The sequence below is a fragment of the Streptomyces sp. NRRL S-87 genome (genome assembly GCF_000719335.1).
In the GTDB taxonomy this organism is placed as follows: Bacteria; Actinomycetota; Actinomycetes; order Streptomycetales; family Streptomycetaceae; genus Streptomyces.
Genome location: NZ_JOGB01000022.1, coordinates 83175 through 103279, shown reverse-complemented (window position 1 = coordinate 103279; position 20105 = coordinate 83175). Strand labels below are relative to the sequence as shown.

At 72.3% G+C, this 20105-nt stretch carries 17 protein-coding genes; 10 read left to right on the top strand and 7 right to left on the bottom strand.

Annotated elements, in window-relative coordinates; all coding sequences use genetic code 11:
- Positions 1-153: 153 nt before the first annotated feature.
- Positions 154-1173: a DUF5937 family protein gene (locus IF43_RS0116595; RefSeq protein WP_051795438.1), complete on the bottom strand. Its 1020-nt coding sequence runs from the start codon at positions 1171-1173 to the stop codon at positions 154-156.
- Positions 1174-1243: 70 nt separating this feature from the next.
- On the opposite strand from IF43_RS0116595, the gene IF43_RS0116590 reads away from it, so the two are divergent.
- From IF43_RS0116590 to IF43_RS0116575, 4 genes are all read left to right on the top strand, one after another.
- The gene (locus IF43_RS0116590; protein WP_234332204.1) at positions 1244-2503 is read left to right on the top strand and encodes an MFS transporter; all 1260 of its coding nucleotides are present in this window, start codon (positions 1244-1246) and stop codon (positions 2501-2503) included.
- Between the two features lie 20 nt (positions 2504-2523).
- Positions 2524-3033, top strand: coding sequence for a MarR family winged helix-turn-helix transcriptional regulator (locus IF43_RS0116585; protein ID WP_030200593.1), 510 nt, complete (start codon positions 2524-2526; stop codon positions 3031-3033).
- Between the two features lie 53 nt (positions 3034-3086).
- A complete protein-coding gene (locus IF43_RS0116580) occupies positions 3087-3419 on the top strand; it encodes a DUF3817 domain-containing protein (RefSeq protein ID WP_030200590.1) in 333 nt (110 codons plus the stop codon).
- Between the two features lie 97 nt (positions 3420-3516).
- Positions 3517-5217, top strand: coding sequence for a methylmalonyl-CoA mutase (locus tag IF43_RS0116575; RefSeq protein WP_030200588.1), 1701 nt, complete (start codon positions 3517-3519; stop codon positions 5215-5217).
- Positions 5218-5395: 178 nt separating this feature from the next.
- Here IF43_RS0116575 and IF43_RS0116570 read toward each other — a convergent pair whose 3' ends face one another.
- Positions 5396-6187 carry a TetR/AcrR family transcriptional regulator gene (locus IF43_RS0116570; protein WP_234332203.1) on the bottom strand — a complete coding sequence of 264 codons (792 nt, stop codon included), beginning with the start codon at positions 6185-6187 and terminating at the stop codon, positions 5396-5398.
- A gap of 287 nt (positions 6188-6474) precedes the next feature.
- Between IF43_RS0116570 and IF43_RS43495 the strand changes: the two genes are divergently transcribed.
- The 5 genes from IF43_RS43495 (at position 6475) to IF43_RS0116545 (ending at position 11187) form a co-directional block, all read left to right on the top strand.
- The gene (locus IF43_RS43495) at positions 6475-7449 is read left to right on the top strand and encodes a tetratricopeptide repeat protein (RefSeq protein ID WP_030200585.1); all 975 of its coding nucleotides are present in this window, start codon (positions 6475-6477) and stop codon (positions 7447-7449) included.
- Between the two features lie 588 nt (positions 7450-8037).
- The gene (locus IF43_RS0116560) at positions 8038-8667 is read left to right on the top strand and encodes a DUF6230 family protein (RefSeq protein WP_030200570.1); all 630 of its coding nucleotides are present in this window, start codon (positions 8038-8040) and stop codon (positions 8665-8667) included.
- Positions 8668-8813: 146 nt separating this feature from the next.
- Positions 8814-9431 (top strand): DUF6114 domain-containing protein, encoded by a 618-nt coding sequence (locus tag IF43_RS0116555; protein ID WP_030200567.1) that lies wholly within the window; start codon positions 8814-8816, stop codon positions 9429-9431.
- Entirely contained in the window at positions 9421-10701 is a 1281-nt protein-coding gene (locus IF43_RS0116550; protein ID WP_030200566.1) for a hypothetical protein, read from the top strand. Before IF43_RS0116555 ends, IF43_RS0116550 begins: the two co-directional genes overlap by 11 nt.
- 126 nt (positions 10702-10827) lie before the next feature.
- Positions 10828-11187 carry a DUF6086 family protein gene (locus IF43_RS0116545; RefSeq protein WP_030200562.1) on the top strand — a complete coding sequence of 120 codons (360 nt, stop codon included), beginning with the start codon at positions 10828-10830 and terminating at the stop codon, positions 11185-11187.
- Positions 11188-11355: 168 nt separating this feature from the next.
- Here IF43_RS0116545 and pyk read toward each other — a convergent pair whose 3' ends face one another.
- From pyk to pta, 3 genes are all read right to left on the bottom strand, one after another.
- Positions 11356-12786, bottom strand: a complete 1431-nt coding sequence (pyk, locus tag IF43_RS0116540) for a pyruvate kinase (protein ID WP_030200558.1) — start codon at positions 12784-12786, stop codon at positions 11356-11358.
- 63 nt (positions 12787-12849) lie between these two features.
- Positions 12850-14052 (bottom strand): acetate kinase, encoded by a 1203-nt coding sequence (locus IF43_RS0116535; RefSeq protein WP_030200555.1) that lies wholly within the window; start codon positions 14050-14052, stop codon positions 12850-12852.
- 46 nt (positions 14053-14098) lie between these two features.
- Entirely contained in the window at positions 14099-16213 is a 2115-nt protein-coding gene (pta, locus tag IF43_RS0116530) for a phosphate acetyltransferase (RefSeq protein WP_030200554.1), read from the bottom strand.
- A gap of 261 nt (positions 16214-16474) precedes the next feature.
- Here pta and IF43_RS0116525 point away from each other — a divergent pair, with 261 nt between their 5' ends.
- Entirely contained in the window at positions 16475-17500 is a 1026-nt protein-coding gene (locus tag IF43_RS0116525) for an ATP-dependent 6-phosphofructokinase (protein WP_030200551.1), read from the top strand.
- Positions 17501-17533: 33 nt separating this feature from the next.
- Here the strand turns inward: IF43_RS0116525 and IF43_RS0116520 are convergent, their stop codons facing one another.
- Together IF43_RS0116520 and IF43_RS38075 are read right to left on the bottom strand one after the other, a co-directional pair.
- Positions 17534-18226, bottom strand: a complete 693-nt coding sequence (locus tag IF43_RS0116520; protein ID WP_030200550.1) for a helix-turn-helix transcriptional regulator — start codon at positions 18224-18226, stop codon at positions 17534-17536.
- A 278-nt stretch (positions 18227-18504) separates the two neighbouring features.
- Positions 18505-20061, bottom strand: coding sequence for a hypothetical protein (locus tag IF43_RS38075; RefSeq protein ID WP_051795434.1), 1557 nt, complete (start codon positions 20059-20061; stop codon positions 18505-18507).
- Positions 20062-20105: the final 44 nt, after the last annotated feature.

Sequence of the window (20105 nt, the reverse complement as noted above, 5' to 3'; positions counted from 1 at the left end):
GCCCCAAAGCCCCAGGGGTGGGCCTGCCGCAGGGCCTGCAGGCCATGACGGGTCAAGAGGCGAGGGGACCCACACACCACGGGACGGCCCCACGAAGCGGGCCCACACACCACGGACGTGCCCCACGAAGCGAGAGTCCACCGCCCCGGCTGGTCAGGGCTGTCCGATCGTCCCGGTCGCCCCGATCGTCCCGGTTGCCCCGGTCGCCAGGGTGATGCCGAGCGGCGTGCGCTCGTACAGCACCCGGTGGCCGTGCCGGTGCGCGAGCAGCAGTCCGGCCCCGCGCAGCGCGGACAGGTGCTCCGAGACGGTGGACGGGGCGAGTCCGAGGCGCCGGGCCAGGTCGGTGGTGGCCGCCGGCTCCTCCAGCGCGCACAGCACGTCCGCCCGGGCCCGGCCCAGCAGCCGGGCGAGCGCTGCGGGCGTACGGGCGGCGGGTCCGCCCCACAGCCCGGCGATGCCCCGCGCCGGGTAGACCACGGTGGGCTGCCAGGGCGGGTCGAACCCGCTGACCACCTCCGGCCAGCCGAACGCACTCGGCATCAGGACCAGCCCCTGGCCGTCGAGTTCGCGCACGTGCTGCCCGGGGCGGTCGATGACCAGCGTGCCGTCCCGCCAGGTCAGCGTCGGGTGCAGGCCGTTGAAGAGGGCCTCCAGGCCGCCCTCCGCCAACCGCCGCGAGTGGAAGACCAGGTCCGCCTCCAGCAGCGCCCGCAGCCGGGGCCAGTGCGGCTCCACCAGCACCCGCCAGGCCGCCTCGGTGAGGTCGGCGAGCTCCCGTACCGCGCGCGCCGGATCGGCCAGCATCGCCCGGCCGAGCGGGCTCCCGTACGCCCCCGGCGTGTCCCGCAGGGCGCGCCCGATCTCCGCCCGGGCCGTGGCCGGGTCGGTCGCCCGCACCGCCGCCATCTCCTCCTCGAAGCCGGTCGCCGGACCGAGCGGCGGCGGGCCGAGGAAGTCGGGGGTGTAGCCGCGCACCGGCATCAGCAGCCACAGCGGGCGCAGGTCCAGCTCCGCCGCGGCCGCCCTGATGCCGCGCAACCACGGCAGGTGGTAGCCGTGCCGGCCGGGGCGCTGCAGCGTGCGGACGGCCTCCTGGGTCTCCCAGCGGGGGGAGAGGGCGAACCGGCAGCGCAGCAGGTCGCCCTCGCCGAAGCGGAGTTCGAAGGGCATGGCACCGCCTCTGATTCGGGTGGGCCCGAATCTATACCGGGCGGCCCCCGGCCCCGCCAGGGTGGGCGGCATGACCACCGCCGTCCCCCGGGCGGGGGGCGCCGGCTACCGCGCCGCCTTCGCCGTGCGCGAGTTCCGGCCCGTGTTCGCCGCCCACCTCGTCTCCGTCATCGGCCTCGTCGTCGCGGAGCTCGCCCTCACCGTCCTCGTCTACCGCCTCACCGGCTCGCCCCTGATGAGCGCGCTCACGTTCGCGCTCGGCTTCCTGCCGTACGTCCTCGGCGGCACCCTGCTCGCCGGCCTCGCCGACCGCCACCCCGCCCGACGCGTCCTGGTCGCCTGCGACCTGGTGTGCGCCGCCTGCGCCGCCGCCATGGTGCTGCCGGGCGCCCCGGTGGCCGCCCTCCTCGTGCTGCGCTGCGCGATGGCCTTCGTCGCCCCCCTCTTCCAGGGCACCCGCAACGCCTCCCTCGCCGACATCCTCGGCTCCGGCCCGGTGTTCGTGCTGGGCCGCTCGCTGCTGCGCGTGGTCGCCCAGAGCGCGCAGCTGGTCGGCTTCGGGCTGGGCGGGCTGCTGCTCACCGTCCTCGCCCCGCGCGCGGCGCTCGCCCTCACCGCCGCCGCCTTCCTCGGCTCGGCCGCACTGCTGCGCTTCGGGACCCGCGACAGGCCCGCCCGGGCCGCCGGGGACCGCACCTCGCCGCTGGCGGGGGCGCGGGCGGTGCTGGGGGACCGGCGGCTGCGGGCGCTCACCCTGATGTTCTGGGTGCCGTCCTTCTTCCTGATCGCCGCCGAGGCGCTGATGGTCCCGTACGCCGAGCGCGTCGGGGCCGGCACGGTGGCGCTCGGGCTGCTGATGTGCGCGATGCCGGTGGGGGCCGTCGCGGGGGAGCTGTGGGCCGGTTCCGCGCTCGGCCCGGCCGCCCGCTCCAGGATCGCCCGGCCGCTCGCGGCCGTCAGCCTGCTGCCGCTGCTCGCGTACGCCGGCCGGCCGGGGGTGCCGGTGCTGCTTGGCGTACTGCTCGTGGCCGGCCTGGCGCACGCGTACACCCTGGGACTGGACCAGTGGTACGTGGCCGCCGTCCCGGAGGACCTGCGGGGACGGGCCATGACCCTGCTGAGCAGCGGGCTGATGACCCTCCAGGGGGCCGGCATGGCGGTGGCCGGGCTGGCGGCGGAGTACCTGCCGGTGCACGCGGTGGTGGCCGGCGCGGGGGCACTCGGCACGCTGAGCGTGCTGGTCCTGCTCGGGGAGCTGCGCCGCACGGGGGCGGACGCCGCCACCCGGGAGCGCGGACCAAAGGGCGAGACGGGGCTGACCACCATATGACCGGCCGGTAAGGTCGGAGCGTGCCCAAGCCGCTCAGCCTCCCCTTCGACCCCATCGCCCGCGCCGACGAACTGTGGCAGCGCCGCTGGGGCCCGGTGCCCTCGATGGCCGCCATCACCTCGATCATGCGGGCCCACCAGATCCTGCTCGGCGAGGTGGACTCGGTCGTCAAGCCGTACGGGCTGACCTTCGCCCGCTACGAGGCGCTGGTGCTGCTGACCTTCTCGAAGTCGGGCGAGCTGCCGATGTCGAAGATCGGCGAGCGTCTGATGGTGCACCCGACCTCGGTCACCAACACCGTCGACCGGCTGGTGAGGTCCGGGCTGGTCGCCAAGCGCCCCAACCCGAACGACGGCCGCGGCACCCTCGCCTCCATCACCGACAAGGGCCGCGAGGTCGTCGAGGCAGCCACCCGGGACCTGATGGCGATGGACTTCGGCATGGGCGCCTACGACGCCGAGGAGTGCGCGGAGATCTTCGCGATGCTGCGTCCGCTGCGGATCTCCTCCGGCGACTTCGAGGAGAAGTAGCCCGCGGCGCCCCCCGTCAAGATCGCACCATTCGGGCGGTTACGCTCGAGGGCATGAAAAAGAGCGTGCTGACCAGGTACCGGGTGATGGCCTTCGCCACCGCCGTCATGCTGCTGGTGCTGTGCACCTGCATGATCTTCAAGTACGGCTTCGACAAGGGCGCGGACCTGACCTTCGTGGTCTCCCAGATCCACGGCGTCCTGTTCATGATCTACCTGGTCTTCGCCTTCGACCTCAGCTCCAAGGCCAAGTGGCCGTTCGGCAAGATGCTGTGGGTCATGGTCAGCGGCACCATCCCGCTGGCCGCCTTCTTCGTCGAGCGCAAGGTCCGCGAGGAGGTCGAGCCGCTGGTGCTCGACGCCGTCCCCGCGCCCGCGAAGGCCTGAGTCCTGCCCCCGTACGGGGGAAGCGTCCGGACCCCCGGGGATGTCCCCGGGGGTTTGCCATCGACATTTAGTAGGACGTCCTAGTAAATTCGAAGGCATGGACGCTGACGCCATCGAGCAGGGCCGCCACCGCTGGCAGGCCCGTTACGACAAGGCCCGCAAGCGGGACGCCGACTTCACGACCCTCTCCGGCGATTCCGTCGAGCCCGTGTACGGGCCGCGGCCCGGCGACACGTACGAGGGCTTCGACCGCATCGGCTGGCCGGGGGAGTACCCCTTCACCCGCGGCCTGCACCCCACCGGCTACCGCGGCCGCACGTGGACCATCCGCCAGTTCGCCGGCTTCGGCAACGCCGAGCAGACGAACGAGCGGTACAAGATGATCCTCGCCGCGGGCGGCGGCGGCCTCTCGGTCGCCTTCGACATGCCCACCCTCATGGGCCGCGACTCGGACGACCCGCGCTCCCTGGGCGAGGTCGGCCACTGCGGCGTGGCCATCGACTCGGCCGCCGACATGGAGGTCCTCTTCAAGGACATCCCGCTCGGCGACGTCACGACGTCGATGACCATCTCCGGCCCCGCCGTCCCCGCCTTCTGCATGTACCTGGTCGCCGCCGAGCGCCAGGGTGTCGACCCGGGCGTGCTCAACGGCACGCTCCAGACCGACATCTTCAAGGAGTACATCGCGCAGAAGGAGTGGATCTTCGGACCGGAGCCCCACCTGCGCCTCATCGGCGACCTCATGGAGTACTGCGCCGAGGGCATCCCGGCGTACAAGCCCCTGTCGGTCTCCGGCTACCACATCCGCGAGGCCGGGGCCACGGCCGCGCAGGAGCTCGCGTACACGCTCGCCGACGGCTTCGGCTACGTCGAGCTCGGCCTGTCCCGCGGCCTGGACGTCAACGTCTTCGCGCCCGGCCTGTCCTTCTTCTTCGACGCGCACGTGGACTTCTTCGAGGAGATCGCGAAGTTCCGCGCAGCCCGCCGCATCTGGGCCCGCTGGATGAAGGAGGTGTACGGCGCCACCTCCGAGAAGGCCCAGTGGCTGCGCTTCCACACCCAGACCGCCGGCGTCTCCCTCACCGCCCAGCAGCCGTACAACAACGTGGTCCGCACCGCCGTCGAGGCGCTCGCGGCCGTGCTCGGCGGCACCAACTCGCTGCACACCAACGCCCTCGACGAGACCCTCGCGCTGCCCAGCGAGCAGGCCGCCGAGATCGCCCTGCGCACGCAGCAGGTGCTGATGGAGGAGACCGGCGTCGCCAACGTGGCCGACCCGCTGGGCGGCTCCTGGTACGTCGAGCAGCTCACCGACCGCATCGAGGCGGACGCGGAGAAGATCTTCGAACAGATCAAGGAGCGCGGCCTGCGCGCCCACCCGGACGGCAAGCACCCGATCGGGCCGATCACCTCCGGCATCCTGCGCGGCATCGAGGACGGCTGGTTCACCGGCGAGATCGCCGAGTCGGCCTTCCAGTACCAGCGCTCGCTGGAGAAGGGCGACAAGCGGGTCGTCGGCGTCAACTGCCACGACGGCTCCGTCACCGGCGACCTCGAGATCCTGCGGGTCAGCCACGAGGTCGAGTGGGAGCAGGTGCGTCTGCTCGGCGAGCGCAAGGAGCGCCGCGACGACGCGAAGGTCAAGTCCTCGCTGGAGGCCATGCTGACGGCCGCGCGCGACGGATCGAACATGATCCCCGCGATGCTGGACGCCGTCCGCGCGGAGGCCACGCTCGGCGAGATCTGCAACGTGCTCCGCGACGAGTGGGGCACGTACACGGAGCCGGCCGGCTTCTGAGCCGCGGCACCCGGACCCGCGGGCCACTGGCCGCCCGCGAAGCGCCGAAGGGCGCGGCCCTCTGCCCTGGGGTCGCGCCCTTCGGCGTACCCGGGGACCCGCACACCACGGGACGGCCCCACGAAGCGGGAGCCCACCCCGACACCGATGCGCCGGCGCGGCCCCGGCCCTCGGGACGCTACGAGGCCGCGCCCTTCAGTCCGTGCATCAGCAGGGTGGTGAACATGGCCACCCACGTCCCGTCGACCGGCTCGGCGCTGACCAGCGCCCGGTGCACCACGGTGCCGGCGATCACGTCGAAGATCAGGTCGGTGGTGCCGCCCGCGAGGGTGTCGTCCTCCTCGGCGGGGAGCTCCCCGCGCGCCTGGGCCCGCTGCCTGCCCAGCACCACCAGGTGCTTCTGGCGGTCCACGATCGCCGACCGGATCCGGTCGCGCAGCGCGGCGTCCCGGGTGGACTCGGCGACCACGGCCATCAGGGCGGTCTTCGCCTCCGGGCGGTGCAGCAGCTCCGCGAACTGCAGCACCACGTACTCGATGTCGGCCTCCAGCGAGCCGCGGTCGGGCAGCTCCAGCGCGTCGAAGAGCTCGGCCACGGCGTCCACGACCAGCTCGTTCTTACCCGCCCAGCGCCGGTAGAGGGTGGTCTTGGCGACCCCCGCGCGGGCCGAGACGTCGCCCATGGTCAGCTTCGACCAGCCCAGCTCGACCAGCGCGTCCCGGGTGGCCGCGAGGATCGCGGCGTCCGCGGCCGCACTGCGGGGCCGGCCGGTACGCCCCGACGCCTTGCCGGAGCCGGAGCCGGAGCCGGCCGCGGACCCGGAGCCGGCCGCGGACCCGGGGCCGGAGCTTGCCGCGGGGCCCGACCCGGGCGCGGCGCCCGCCCCGGAGCCGGAACCGGAACCGGCGCCCGAGCCGGAGCTCCGCCCGGAGTCGCGGGCGGGTTCGGAAGCGGAACAGCGGATGCGCATCCCGCGACGATACCCGTCAGTAGGAAAACTGCCGTGACCCACATCACGGGGCGCCGCGCCCCGGTTCCAGTTACGCTACGACTCGTAGCGTAAGAGCGACAGCCACTGGCGCCAGGTGGGGACCCGGCGCCGCATACGTTCACCGGCCCGTGCAGACGGGCCACCGACCCGCACGTCCGGGTCGCCGGCCCCCGCCCGGGGGCCGGAATCAGGGCACGCGAAGGCGTGCCGGGGGTGTTTTCAGCCGGTCTTTTCGCGGCCGCGCGCACAGGGGGGAGGATGTACGCATGCAGCCCAGAAACATGTCCATGAGCGGCGTGGTCGACCTCGCCGCTGTGAAGGCGGCCGGCGAGGCCAAGGCCAAGGCCGAGCAGGCGCGCGCGGAGGCCGCCCGGCACGGCGGCGCCGCCGCGGTTTCCCCTTCCGCCCTGGTCATCGACGTCGACGAGGCCGGCTTCGAGCGCGACGTCATCCAGCGGTCCACCGAGGTCCCGGTCGTCATCGACTTCTGGGCCGAGTGGTGCGAGCCCTGCAAGCAGCTCGGCCCGCTGCTGGAGCGCCTGACGCTGGAGGCCAACGGGCGCTTCGTCCTGGCCAAGGTCGACGTCGACGCCAACCAGATGCTGATGCAGCAGTTCGGGATCCAGGGCATTCCGGCCGTGTTCGCCGTCGTGGCGGGCCAGGCCCTCCCGCTGTTCCAGGGCGCCGCCCCCGAGCAGCAGATCCGCGAGACCCTGGCCCAGCTGGTGCAGGTCGCCGAGCAGCGCTTCGGGCTCACCGGCCTGACGGTGGACGCGGACGCGGACCCCCGCGCGGGCGTCCCCGCCGCGGCGCCGGCCGCCGGTCCGTACGACGCCCTGCTGGACGCCGCCGTCGCCGCGCTGGACGCGGGCGACCTGGCCGGCGCGGTCCAGGCGTACAAGAACGTCCTCGCGGACGACCCGACGCACCCCGAGGCCAAGCTCGGTCTCGCACAGGCCGAACTGCTCGCCCGCGTGCGGGACATGGACCCGCAGGCCGTGCGCCAGGCGGCGGCCGCGAGCCCGAAGGACCCGGCGGCGCAGATCGCCGCGGCCGACCTGGACCTCGCGGGCGGCCATGTCGAGGATGCTTTCGGCCGACTTGTGGACACCGTGCGCGTCACCGCGGGCGACGACCGCGACGCGGTGCGGGTGCGCCTTCTGGAGCTGTTCGAGGTCGTCGGGGCCGAGGATCCGCGGGTGGCGAAGGCCCGTACGGCGCTGGCCCGCGTGCTCTTCTGAGCTGCCGCGGACGTTCCGCTTCGCCCTCCGGGGGTGCCGGCGATTTGTTGACACGGAGATAAACAGCGGCCGCACTTTACCAAAACTTGGTAATTGCGGCCGCTGTTACTCGCAGTAAATCGAACCCCGGAATCTGCCCGGTTTGTCGTTCCATATCACCTTCTGTCGTGACGGTCGGAGACACCGAGCGTCGTCGCTCGATGCCGGCCTGTCGCGTCGTGGTTATCGGGCCGTTACTAGCCAGTAACGAACCCCCTTGTGCCCCGGCCGTGAATGCACCACGATCGGCCACGCTCGGTCCATCCCCGAAGCCCTCCACACCGGGGGTGCCGGAGACGGGTCCCCACCGAGTGGGCCTGCGCACCGTCGCCGGCTCTCTGGACAGGGGGGTCTCTGCCGCCGGCAGGGCCTGTCCTCCCGGCCGCGCGGACACGCGGCCAGTGGTTGTCGCTCGGGGGTGAGGCCGGTGATTCGGACACGTATGCGTGTTTCGGTTACTTGCGCTCCTCCGAGGACGTAGCACTTCTCCCATCCCAGGCCGGGCTCGACCCGGACCGGAGATGTACGTCCGAGAAGGAGGAACGGAAAATGAATTCCCAGGTTCGTGGTGGGACCAGATGGAAGCGCTTCGCGCTCGTCATGGTGCCCAGCATCGCCGCCACCGCCGCGGTCGGTGTGGGTCTGGCGCAGGGCGCGCTCGCCGCGTCGTTCAGCGTCTCCGGCCAGGACTTCAAGGTCTCGGCCGACCAGCTGGTCGGTGACGACCTCATCCAGTACGGCGGCGTGGCCAGCGGTCACGACCTCAAGGGCAACGAGGCGCACCACCCGGTGACGATCTCGGGCTTCAGCCGTGCCGAGATCACCAACATGTGCCAGTCGCTGGTCACCCCGGTGCCCGGCCTCGGCAACATCACCCTCCAGCTCCACACGGGTAACAAGGGCACCCCCGCGGTCGCCAAGAACATCTACCTCGACGTCGCCGAGCTCGACGCCGACGCGGAGTTCACCAACCTGGACATCGGTGTCGCCGTCGGCGACCCGAGCCACAAGACGAAGCCCCAGTCGGGCACCGTCGCCAGCCCGTACGCGTTCTCGCAGCGCGCCGAGAAGGCCGTTCTGAAGAACGTCGAGCAGAAGGCGTGGGCGACCACGGCCGGCACCTTCAGCCTGCCGAACCTGAGCCTGCGTCTGCTCGCGGGCGACAAGCCCTGCTACTAGGCCTGACCACCTAGCGGACACCGGGCCCTTACCAGCCCGGCGGTCCGAGCGCTTGGGGGACGGGCGGGCGGCGCCTGCCGCTCCGCCCGCCCGTCCCGGCACTTCACGTAGTTCTCCGTACCACCGTTTCCAGGGAGCTGTTGTCCATGAACGCCGAGGCCCCGGTTTCCCCCCAGGACATGCACTGGCTCAAGCGTGGTCGGCTCACGTTCCGTCAGTGGCGGGGCACCAGGCCCTACTGGGCGGGTCTGTTCACCCTGCTCGGCGGCGTCCCGATCCTCTACTTCCCGTACGCGGACGTCCGCCTCGGGAACGTCACCATCGCCATGGCGACCACCGCCGGCTCCGGTTCGCTGATCATCGGCTTCCTGCTCATCACGCTGGGCCTCTGCCTCTGGTTCCAGCAGACCATGCGGGTCTTCGCCGGTGTGGCCGCGATCCTGCTGGCCCTGATCTCGCTCCCGGTATCCAATTTCGGCGGCTTCTTCCTGGGCTTCTTCCCCGCGCTGATCGGCGGTGCGCTGGCACTGTCCTGGGCTCCCGGGAAGGCGGAGGACGAGGCCGAGGACGGCGAGGACGGCATGGCCGAGGTGGGCGAGCAGCCGGAGCACGTCCCCGGTCCCCGCACGGAAACGGACCCGCAGGGCTTCCCGTACGAGCAGCAGCACGCGGACCACACCGCGTACGAGCAGCCGTTCGCGCAGGGGCCCGCCGCGACCGAGACGACTGCCCACGCCAACGGCGGGAGGAACAGTGCGGGGTGACGAGACGCAGCGGGCCATCGCGCCCGATGCGCAGTCCCGTGAGAGGAAGGGCCCGCGCCACGCGGCGCCGAGGAAGTCCCTGCTCACCAAGCTCCAGATACCCGTCGGCAAGACGATGGCCCTGGCCGCGATGCCCACCGCCGTCTTCGTCGGCATGGGGATGGCGCCCAAGCTGGCACTCGCCGACGACAAGGACATACCCTTCGCGCCCGGCCCGTGCGTGACGCGCTCGGACGAGCCGCCGCAGGAGTCGCCCTCGCCGAAGGCGACCGACATGCCGAGCAAGCCGAAGGACGAGAGCCCCTCGCCGAAGGCTTCGCCCTCCGCCTCCCCGTCCGCCTCTCCCGGGGCGACGAAGGAGCCCGAGCCCGAGACCTCGCCCTCGGCGGATCCGTCCTCGACGGCCGGCCCGCAGAAGGACGAGGGCCCGGCCGACACCCGGACGGCGACCCCGGACCCGTTGGACCCGCTGGGCGTGGGCGACAAGCTCAACGACCTGCTCGGCGACCTGACGAAGAAGCCCGGCGAGGAGAAGCCCGGCGAGGAGAAGCCCGGCGAGGAGAAGCCGGACGAGAAGACGCCGGCCACGGACGGGAAGCCCGCCGCGGACACCGGTCCCTCGAAGGTGGACTCCAAGACCGCGGAGGCGATCCGCGAGGCCGCCAAGCGCAGCGGCGCCAAGGTCGAGGACCTCTCGGACGACGTGAAGAAGACGGCCGAGGAGCCGAAGGACGAGACCGGCACGAAGGCCTCCGACGACGACTACGGCAAGGACAAGGACGGCAAGCAGCCGTTCCCCTGCCCGACCCACGACGCCAAGGCCCTGGCCGCGGCGGAGATGGAGGACGGCGTCCCGCTCCTGCCCGACGAGCCCTGGTACCTGGACAGCTCGCTGCTGACCCTCTCCGGCCTGGACTACCACGGCATCGTCGAGGTCAAGACGGCCGGCGGCAAGATCAAGAAGGTCCTCAAGTTCACCGCGTCCTCGGTGGACATCAAGGACCTCTACCAGCGCGTCGGCAAGTCCGGCACCGTCGCCCACCTCAAGGCCCGTGGCGGTTCGACCTCCACGATCCGGGGCGGCACGGTGACGATGTACACCGAGGAGCTCAAGGGCAACCTGTTCGGCCTGATCCCGATCACCTTCAGCCCGGACACCCCGCCCCCGCTGAACGTGCCGTTCGCCTTCTTCACCAACGCCAAGGTGACCCAGGCGGGCCAGTTCGGCGGCACGCTGACCGTCCCCGGCCTCCACAGCTGGATGGAGTAGCCCGCGACGCGGCACGCACCCGACGGCAGGGCGCCCTCCCCCTGGGGAGCGGCGCCCTGCCGTCGTCGTCGGGCGCCCGTGCGGGCCCCCTGACGCGGGCGGTCTTCGGTGCGAGGATGACCGGCCATGAGCTACCTGTTCGAGATAGACGACGACCCCGTCTTCGGGGCGTCCAACCGCGTGGCCGTGCTCTTCGTCGACATGCTGGAGGCGGCGGGGAAGGCCGTGCGGCGGCCCACGGGGCTGGAGGCCCTCGCCGGGGGCTGGTTCCGGATCGACCCCGACGCCTTCGGCGAGTTCGTCCAGGAGCTGCCGGCCGTGCGCGCCAGGAGCTCGCACCAGTTCCTGTGGCTGCTCCTCGACGGCGTCCTGCCCCTCGCCGTCACCCTCCTGGAGCGCAGCGGCCGCACCGTCGTGCCCGGTACGGACGAGGAGGGCGCCTACCTGGACGGCGTGCGCGAGCTGGGAGTGCCGCTGCCGGGCTGACGCGGGCCACGGCGCGCCCGGGCCCGGCCCCCCCGGGACGCGCTCCGGGCCCGCGCCCGCGACGCATGCCGCCCGGGACGCACCCCGCCCGGCACGCACCGAGGGCGGCACCCCCGGTCAGGGGTGCCGCCCTCGGTGGCTGTGCGGCAGCGGGTGGCGCGGCGGGCGTCAGGCCTGCTGCGCGGCGCCCAGGTGGTGGACCCGGACCATGTTGGTGGTGCCGGGGACGCCGGGGGGCGAGCCGGCCGTGATGACCATGGTGTCGCCGGCGGCGTAGCGGCCCAGCTTGAGGAGCTCGGCGTCCACGAGGTCGACCATGGCGTCCGTGTTGTCGACGTACGGCACGACGTACGACTCCACGCCCCAGCTCAGGGCGAGCTGGTTGCGGGTGCCCTCGTCGGTGGTGAAGGCCAGGATCGGCTGGGTGACGCGGTAGCGCGACAGCCGGCGGGCGGTGTCACCGGACTTGGTGAAGGCGACCAGGGCCTTGCCGTCGAGGAAGTCGGCGATCTCGCAGGCCGCGCGGGCGACGGAGCCGCCCTGGGTGCGCGGCTTCTTGCCCGGGACCAGCGGCTGCAGGCCCTTGGACAGGAGCTCCTCCTCGGCCGCCATGACGATCTTCGACATCGTCTTGACGGTCTCGATCGGGTACGCGCCCACCGAGGACTCGGCGGAGAGCATGACCGCGTCGGCGCCGTCGAGGATGGCGTTGGCGACGTCGGAGGCCTCGGCGCGGGTCGGCCGGGAGTTGGTGATCATCGACTCCATCATCTGGGTCGCGACGATCACCGGCTTGGCGTTGCGGCGGCACATCTCGATGAGCCGCTTCTGGACCATCGGGACCTGCTCGAGCGGGTACTCGACGGCGAGGTCGCCACGGGCCACCATGACCGCGTCGAAGGCCGCGACGACGTCGGCCATGTTCTCGACGGCCTGCGGCTTCTCGACCTTGGCGATGACCGGGACCCGGCGGCCCACCTCGTCCATCACCTTGTGCACGTCCTGGACGTCGTTGGCGTCGCGGACGAAGGACAGGGCGACCATGTCGCAGCCCATGCGGAGGGCGAAGCGCAGGTCGTCGACGTCCTTCTCGGACAGGGCCGGGACGTTCACGGCCGCGCCGGGCAGGTTGATGCCCTTGTGGTCCGAGATGACGCCGCCCTCGACGACGATGGTCCTGACCCGCGGGCCGTCGACCTCGATGACCCGCAGCTCGACGTTGCCGTCGTTGATCAGGACCGGGTCGCCGGCCGACACGTCACCGGGCAGGCCCTTGTACGTGGTGCCGCAGATGGACTTGTCGCCGGGGACGTCGTCGGTGGTGATGGTGAACTCGTCACCGCGCACCAGCTCGACGGGGCCCTCGGCGAAGGTCTCCAGACGGATCTTCGGTCCCTGGAGGTCGGCGAGGACGCCGACCGCCCGGCCGGTCTCCGCGGCGGCCTGCCGGACGCGGTCGTACCGCTCCTGGTGCTCTGCCTGGGAACCGTGGCTGAAATTGAATCGGGCCACGTTCATACCGGCCTCGATGAGAGCTTTCAGCTGCTCGAGCGAGTCGACGGCGGGGCCCAGCGTGCAGACGATTTTGGAACGGCGCATGGAGCGGATCCTATCCGGTTTGTTTCGTAGCGGAATATTCCGTCTGGTGGAAAGTCCAAGTGACTAGCGGGTAACCAGCTCGTAGGTCTGAGCGGCGATTTCCAGCTCCTCGTCGGTCGGGACCACGGCCACCGCCACCCGGGCGTGGTCCGGCGAGATCAGCCGCGGCTCGCGCGACCGGACGGAGTTCAGCCCGGCGTCGACCACCAGGCCCAGCTCCTCCAGCCCGCTGACGGCAGCCTCCCGCACCGGGGCCGCGTTCTCGCCGACCCCCGCCGTGAAGGCCACCGCGTCCACCCGGCCGAGCACGGCGACGTACGCGCCGATGTACTTCTTCAGCCGGTGCACGTACGCCCGGAACGCCGTGTCCGCCGCCGGGTCGCCCTCGCCGGCCCGCCGCAGCACCTCGCGCATGTCGTTGTCCCCGCACAGTCCCAGCAGGCCGCTGCGCTTGTTCAGCAGGGTGTCGATCTCGTCCACCGACAGGCCGCCCACCCGCGCCAGGTGGAAGACCACGGCCGGGTCGAGGTCGCCCGAGCGGGTGCCCATGACCAGGCCCTCCAGGGGGGTCAGGCCCATCGAGGTGTCCACGCACACCCCGCCGCGCACCGCGGAGGCCGAGGCCCCGTTGCCCAGGTGCAGGACGATGACGTTGACCTCCTCCGGCGCCCTGCCCAGCAGCGCGGCGGTGGCCCGCGAGACGTAGGCGTGCGAGGTGCCGTGGAAGCCGTACCGGCGGATGGACAGCTCGTCGGCCACCTGCGCGTCGATCGCGTACCGGGCGGCGTACTCCGGCATCGTCGCGTGGAAGGCGGTGTCGAAGACCGCCACCTGCGGGACGTCGGGGCGCAGCGCGCGGGCCACCTCGATGCCGGTGATGTTGGCCGGGTTGTGCAGCGGTGCCAGCGGAACCAGGCTGCGGACCTCCTTCAGCACCTCGTCGTCGATCACGGTCGGCGCGGTGAAGCGGGTGCCGCCGTGCACCACCCGGTGGCCCACGGCCGCCAGCTCCGGCGAGTCCAGGCCCAGGCCGTCGGCGGCCAGCTCCGCGGCCACGGCCTTCAGCGCCGCCCCGTGGTCGGCGACCGGGCCGGTCTGCTCCCGCTCGGCGGCCCCGCCGGCCGGGGCGTGCGCGATCCGGGAGGTCTCCTCGCCGATCCGCTCCACCAGGCCGGAGGCCAGCCGGGAGCCGTCGGACATGTCGAGCAGCTGGTACTTCACCGACGAGGAGCCGGAGTTGAGGACGAGTACGCGCGATGCGGTCACGGGTGCGGGGCTTTCTGTATCGGCGGGGTGGGGGTGCGGGCGGCGGTCATGCGGTGGCGGTGGGGGCCGCCGGCACCGCCCCGGTGGGGGTCCCGCCGCCCTGGGCCTGGATCGCGGTGATCGCCACGGTGGTGACGATGTCCTGCACCAGCGCCCCGCGCGAGAGGTCGTTGACCGGCTTGCGCAGGCCCTGGAGCACCGGGCCGACCGCCACGGCGCCGGCCGAGCGCTGCACGGCCTTGTACGTGTTGTTGCCGGTGTTGAGGTCGGGGAAGATCAGTACGGTCGCCCGGCCGGCCACGTCCGAGTCGGGCAGCTTCGTCGCCGCGACGCTGGGCTCGACGGCCGCGTCGTACTGGATCGGGCCCTCGATGCGCAGGTCCGGGCGGCGCTCGCGCACGAGCTCGGTCGCCTTGCGGACCTTGTCCACGTCGGCGCCCGAGCCGGAGGTGCCGGTGGAGTACGAGAGCATCGCGATCCGCGGCTCGACGCCGAACGCGGCGGCGGTGGCGGCCGACTGCACGGCGATGTCCGCCAGTTGCTCGGCATCCGGGTCCGGGTTCACCGCGCAGTCGCCGTACACCAGGACCCGGTCCGCCAGGCACATGAAGAAGACGGAGGAGACGATCGCGGCGTCCGGATTCGTCTTGATGATCTCGAAGGCGGGGCGGATGGTGGCCGCGGTGGAGTGCACCGAGCCGGAGACCATCCCGTCGGCCAGGCCCTCCTGGACCATCAGGGTGCCGAAGTAGTTGACGTCGGTGACCACGTCGTTGGCCAGCTCGACCGTCATGCCCTTGGGGGCGCGGACCTTGGCGTAGTACTCGGCGAACCGTTCCCGCAGCGGGGAGGTCAGCGGGTCGATCAGCTGGGCGGCGGAGACGTCGAGGCCCAGGTCGCCGGCCTTCTTCCGGATGGCGTCGGCGTCGCCCAGCAGCGTCAGGTCGCACACCCCGCGGCGCAGCAGCACGTCGGCGGCGCGCAGCACCCGCTCCTCGGTGCCCTCGGGGAGGACCACGCGGCGCCGCGCGGAGCGGGCCCGCTCGAGCAGTTCGTGCTCGAACATCATGGGGGTCACGCGGGTGGAGCGGGCCACCGAGAGGCGGTCGCGCAGCGCGGCGGTGTCGACGTGCCGCTCGAAGAGCCCGAGCGCGGTCTCCAGCTTGCGCGGCGTACCCGAGTTCAACCGGCTCTGCAGGGCGAAGAGTTCGGCAGCGGTGGGGAAGGAGTTGCCGGCCACCGAGACCACCGGCGTGCCCGGCGCCAGCTTCGCGGCCAGGGTCAGGACGTGCGGGGCCGGGCGCTCGTTGAGGGTGAGCAGCACGCCCGCGATCGGCGGCGTGCCCGAGGCGTGTGCGGCCAGCGCGCCGACCATCAGGTCGGAGCGGTCCCCGGGGGTGACGACGAGGCAGCCCGGAGTCAGGGCGTTCAGGAAGTTCGGCAGGTGGGCGCCGCCGAAGACGAAGTCCAGGGCGTCGCGCGCCAGTCCGGCGTCGTCGCCGAGCAGCACCTCGCCCCCCAGGGCGTGGGTGATCTGGGAGACCGTGGGCGCCGACAGGGACTTGTCGTCGGGCAGGACGTAGCAGGGCACGGGGAGGCGGGCGGCGAGCCGCTCGGCTATGTGGTCCCGGTCCTTGGCGGCCACCCGGTTGACCACCATGGCCACCACTTGGCAGCCCAGCGACTCGTACGCGCGGAAGGCGTTGCGGGCCTCGGCGCGCACCGACTCCGAGGTCTGCCTGGTGCCGCCCACCACCGGCACCACGACGGCGCCGAACTCGTTCGCGAGGCGGGCGTTGAGCGCCAGTTCGTCGGGGAGGTTGGTGTCGGCGTAGTCGGTGCCGAGCACGAGCATGACCTCGTAGTCCCGGGCCACCCGGTGGTAGCGGTCGACCAGCCGCGAGACCAGCTCGTCGGTGCCCTTCTCGGCGAGCAGGGCGGAGGCCTCGTGGTACTCCATGCCGTAGGCGGTGGCCGGGTCCTGCTCCAGCCGGTAGCGGGCCCTGAGGAGGTCGGACAGCCGGTCGGGCGCGTCGTGCAGCAGCGGCCGGAAGACCCCCACGCGGCCCGTCTGGCGGGCCAGCAGCTCCATGATGCCCAGCTCGACGACCTGGCGGCCGTCTCCCCGGTCGATTCCGGTCACGTACACGCTGCGGGTCACGCGTGCTCTCCGTCCCTGAGCCGTGGCCGGGCGGGCCTGCGGCTCCTCGTGTCGAGAATTCCCCGTTGCATGGGCTTGCCCCCTTGACAATACCTCCGCGGCTGGCTACGACGCCCGCTGGCAAAGGGTCCCTGCACAGGGGTCCGAGGGCCCGTCGAGTGGAGCACCAAGCGGCGCACCTTTGCCCCCGTACGTGGAACAATCAGACAGTCCGACCCGTACGACCGCACTTGTACGTCGAGAAGCAGGAGACGAAGCACGATGCGCATCGGAGTCCTCACCGCAGGCGGCGACTGCCCGGGTCTGAACGCCGTGATCCGGTCGGTCGTGCACCGGGCCCTCGTCGGTCACGGCGACGAGGTCATCGGCTTCGAGGACGGTTTCAAGGGGCTGCTCGACGGCCACTACCGCCCCCTCGACCTCAACGCCGTCAGCGGCATCCTCGCCCGCGGCGGCACCATCCTCGGTTCGGCCCGCATGGAGCGCGCCCGGCTGAGCGAGGCGGCCGAGAACTGCTCCGCGCTGCGCGAGCGGTACGGCCTGGACGTGCTCATCCCGATCGGCGGCGAGGGCACGCTGACCGCGGCCCGGATGCTGTCCGAGGCGGGCATGCCCGTCGTCGGCGTACCGAAGACGATCGACAACGACATCTCCGCCACGGACCGCACCTTCGGCTTCGACACCGCCGTCATGGTCGCGACCGAGGCCATCGACCGCCTCAAGACCACCGCCGAGTCCCACCAGCGCGTCATGGTCGTCGAGGTCATGGGCCGCCACGCCGGCTGGATCGCGCTGGAGTCCGGCATGGCCGGCGGCGCGCACGGCATCTGCCTGCCCGAGCGGCCGTTCCAGGTCGCCGACCTGGTGAAGATGGTGGAGGAGCGCTTCGACCGCGGCAAGAAGTTCGCCGTCGTCTGCGTCGCCGAGGGTGCGCACCCGGTCGAGGGCTCCATGCCGTACGAGAAGGGCGAGATCGACCAGTACGGCCACGAGCGCTTCGCGGGCATCGGCAACCGGCTGGCCGTCGAGCTGGAGCGGCGCCTGGGCAAGGAGGCCCGCCCCGTCATCCTGGGCCACGTCCAGCGCGGCGGCGTCCCCACCGCGTACGACCGGGTGCTCGCCACGCGCTTCGGCTGGCACGCCGTCGAGGCCGCCCACCGGGGCGACTTCGGCAACATGACCGCCCTGCGCGGCACCGACATCGTGATGGCCCCGCTGGCCTCCGCCGTCACCGAGCTCAAGCGGGTCCCCGAGAAGCGCATGTACGAGGCCGAGTCGGTCTTCTGACCCGGCTCTCCGGGCCCCGTGCCGGACCGCCGGTCACGGTCGGGCGATGCCCAGGCGTTCCCAGAAGTGGTCGGTGACGACGGAGAGGAACTCGCGGCCGGCGTCGCCGCTGGCGGCCTGGCCGCCACCGCCGCCCCAGCTGAGCGTGGCGACCATCGTCGACTGGTAGTCGTCGTAGAGCTGCCCCACCACCCGCTCCAGGTGCTCCCGGGGGACCGGCACCAGCTTCGAGAGCGGCTTGACGTACGCCTGCCAGCGCGTGGTGACGGCGTTGCGCAGCACCTCGGCCAGCTCCTCCTCCCGCCCGGTGGCGACGACGAAGTCCGGCAGACCGAGCCCGAGGACCTGGGCGAGGGCGGCGGACTGGCGCTCGTTGCCCTTCCAGCGGCCGGAGTTCTCCATCTTCTGGTACGCGCCGGCGTCCAGCCCGATGCGGCGGGCCAGCTCCTCGGGGGCGATGCCCTTGGCCATCCGGTGCTCGCGCAGGCTCCGGGGCCGGGCGAGCAGCTCGCCCGGGGAGCACCACAGGACGCCCGCGAGGGCGGTCAGCTCGGCGGAGGTCGGCGCGACCTCGCCGCGCTCCCACGCCATGACCGTCTCGGGCGTGACGAGGAGTCCGTACTGGGCGCGCAGGCCGTAGGCGACGTGGCCGGGGGCCATGCCCAGGGCGGCGCGCAGGCGGCGGGCGGCGAGGGCGTCGAAGGGTGGGCTCTGGTGCACGGCCACACCGTAGAGGTGGCCGGGACCCGACGACTACGGTCTGTTCGACCAAGGTCACAACTCGTAGGATCGTCCTAGGATCTCCGGCGCTTTCGCCCGTTTCTCCCGCGACTGTCCGGTAACCCGTCTGGGGGAAGATCCACTATGTCGCCGGTTCCGTGCGCGCGCCAGCGGTACGGAACGGTAACTTCCGGCCGCCCCCGACCGCAACGGCGCGAGCCGTCGCGGCCGGGAACCGGAGTGAAGGCGTCCGCTGGGCGGACGGCCCCCGGGGCCGGTGGGTGTCAGCGGACGTCGACGTAGTCCTCGCGGCCGGACACGGCGTAGTGGGTGGCCGGCGCGTCGACGAACCGGATCTGCCAGGTGCCGTCCCGCTCGGCCGTGAACGTACGGCTGAAGGTGCCGTCGGCCCGCGTCACGGCGGTGCCGAGCCGCTGCCAGGTGGCACCGCGGGTGGCCGCCTTGAAGTAGACGCGGACGGTCTGGCCGCCGAAGGCCCGCCACGACGTGCCCGACCGCTGGAGCAGCCCGCCCTTGGCCGTGATCCTCGCGCCCTTGCGCACCGGCTCCGGGGTCACGTCGTCGTTGAAGAGCTGCGTGGCCTTGCGGCCGAGCTTGAACGACGGGCTGATCAGGGTCGTCGTCCCGGACACCAGCCGCCAGTAGCCGGCCTTGTCCACGTCGGCCCTGCGCGTCGAGGACCGGGTGAACTGCACCCCGTACTCGGCCGTGAAGCCGCCCGCCTCCGACCAGGTGCGGCCGTCCGCCGAGTACTGGATGTGCAGGGGGAGCTTCACGCCCGGCGAGGCCGTGCCGGTCCTGGTGCCCAGCTTCCCGGTGAAGGTGACCTTGCGGTACTTGTCGACCTCGCCCTTCACCGAGGTGAAGACGGACGTCGCGGCCTGCACCTGGAACGTGTGCTTCGGGGGTGCGTTGAAGTAGAAGAACGGGTCGGGCTGGACGGTCACCGTGCCCACCGGGGCGCCGACGCTGCCCGAGAACGTGCCGTCCTTCGCGGTCAGCGGCAGCCGTCCGCCGCCGACGGAGATCCCGTGCAGGCCGACCGGCTTCTCCGTGCCGTCGTCGGCGATCCGGGTGAGCCTGCCCTTGACCGGGATGTAGCTGCCGTCCGGGGCCGTGACCGTCCCGGACGGCGTGGCCACCGCCAGCTTCAGGTCCTGCTTGTGGAACGGGATGGTGATCTGCTGCCGCGTCGTGTCCGTCTCGAAGGAGAGCGTCGGCGAGGGGGTGAACTCGGTGGCGGTGGCCCGCGCCGAGAAGTGCCCCGCACTGTCGGTCGGGAGGCCCCCGCTCACCGTGACCCCGGCGAACGGCTTGGTCTCGTGCGTGTCCGGGTCCTCGGCCAGGAGGGTGCCGTTCACCGTGACCTGCGGGGTGTCGTACGAGAGCCACGCGTGGTCGGGCGTCAGCACCATGTGCGCGTCCAGGCCGTACTGGACCTCGCCCCGGTCGCGGCGGACGCGCTCCTCGGCCGTGCCCTCCTTGACGAGGACGTCCACCGTGTAGCCGCCGAGCCCCGGGAGCGAGAGCGGGTCCGTCAGGTAGGTCGAGTCCCAGCAGTCGGAGGTGGGCGCACACTTCTCGGTGCCCTGCAGCTTCACGGAGGCGAGGACCGCGTCGGAGCCCCTGCGCCGGATGTGCAGGCTGACGTCCTCGGGACGCACGCCGTCGTCCAGCAGGTTGAAGGCGGCGAAGACCTTGCCGTCGTGCACGTCGGTCCAGACCGCCGACTTCAGCGGGGCGGCGGCCGCCTGGGCGGCCGGCACCGCCGCCAGCGTGGTGGCGCCGAGCGCGAGCGCCGTGCCCGCCGCGGCTGCCATGAACTTTCTCAAAGGGTTCCCCCATCGGGCCTGTGTGGTGTCCT

Coding starts and splice junctions, on each gene's coding strand:
- IF43_RS0116560 (WP_030200570.1), top strand. CDS start 8,038: ATGAATTCCCAGGTTCGTGGTGGGACCAGATGGAAGCGCTTCGCGCTC.
- pyk (WP_030200558.1), bottom strand. CDS start 12,786: ATGCGCCGTTCCAAAATCGTCTGCACGCTGGGCCCCGCCGTCGACTCG.
- IF43_RS0116580 (WP_030200590.1), top strand. CDS start 3,087: ATGAAAAAGAGCGTGCTGACCAGGTACCGGGTGATGGCCTTCGCCACC.
- IF43_RS0116545 (WP_030200562.1), top strand. CDS start 10,828: ATGAGCTACCTGTTCGAGATAGACGACGACCCCGTCTTCGGGGCGTCC.
- IF43_RS38075 (WP_051795434.1), bottom strand. CDS start 20,061: ATGGCAGCCGCGGCGGGCACGGCGCTCGCGCTCGGCGCCACCACGCTG.
- IF43_RS43495 (WP_030200585.1), top strand. CDS start 6,475: ATGCAGCCCAGAAACATGTCCATGAGCGGCGTGGTCGACCTCGCCGCT.
- IF43_RS0116525 (WP_030200551.1), top strand. CDS start 16,475: ATGCGCATCGGAGTCCTCACCGCAGGCGGCGACTGCCCGGGTCTGAAC.
- IF43_RS0116570 (WP_234332203.1), bottom strand. CDS start 6,187: ATGCGCATCCGCTGTTCCGCTTCCGAACCCGCCCGCGACTCCGGGCGG.
- IF43_RS0116555 (WP_030200567.1), top strand. CDS start 8,814: ATGAACGCCGAGGCCCCGGTTTCCCCCCAGGACATGCACTGGCTCAAG.
- IF43_RS0116590 (WP_234332204.1), top strand. CDS start 1,244: ATGACCACCGCCGTCCCCCGGGCGGGGGGCGCCGGCTACCGCGCCGCC.
- IF43_RS0116595 (WP_051795438.1), bottom strand. CDS start 1,173: ATGCCCTTCGAACTCCGCTTCGGCGAGGGCGACCTGCTGCGCTGCCGG.
- IF43_RS0116575 (WP_030200588.1), top strand. CDS start 3,517: ATGGACGCTGACGCCATCGAGCAGGGCCGCCACCGCTGGCAGGCCCGT.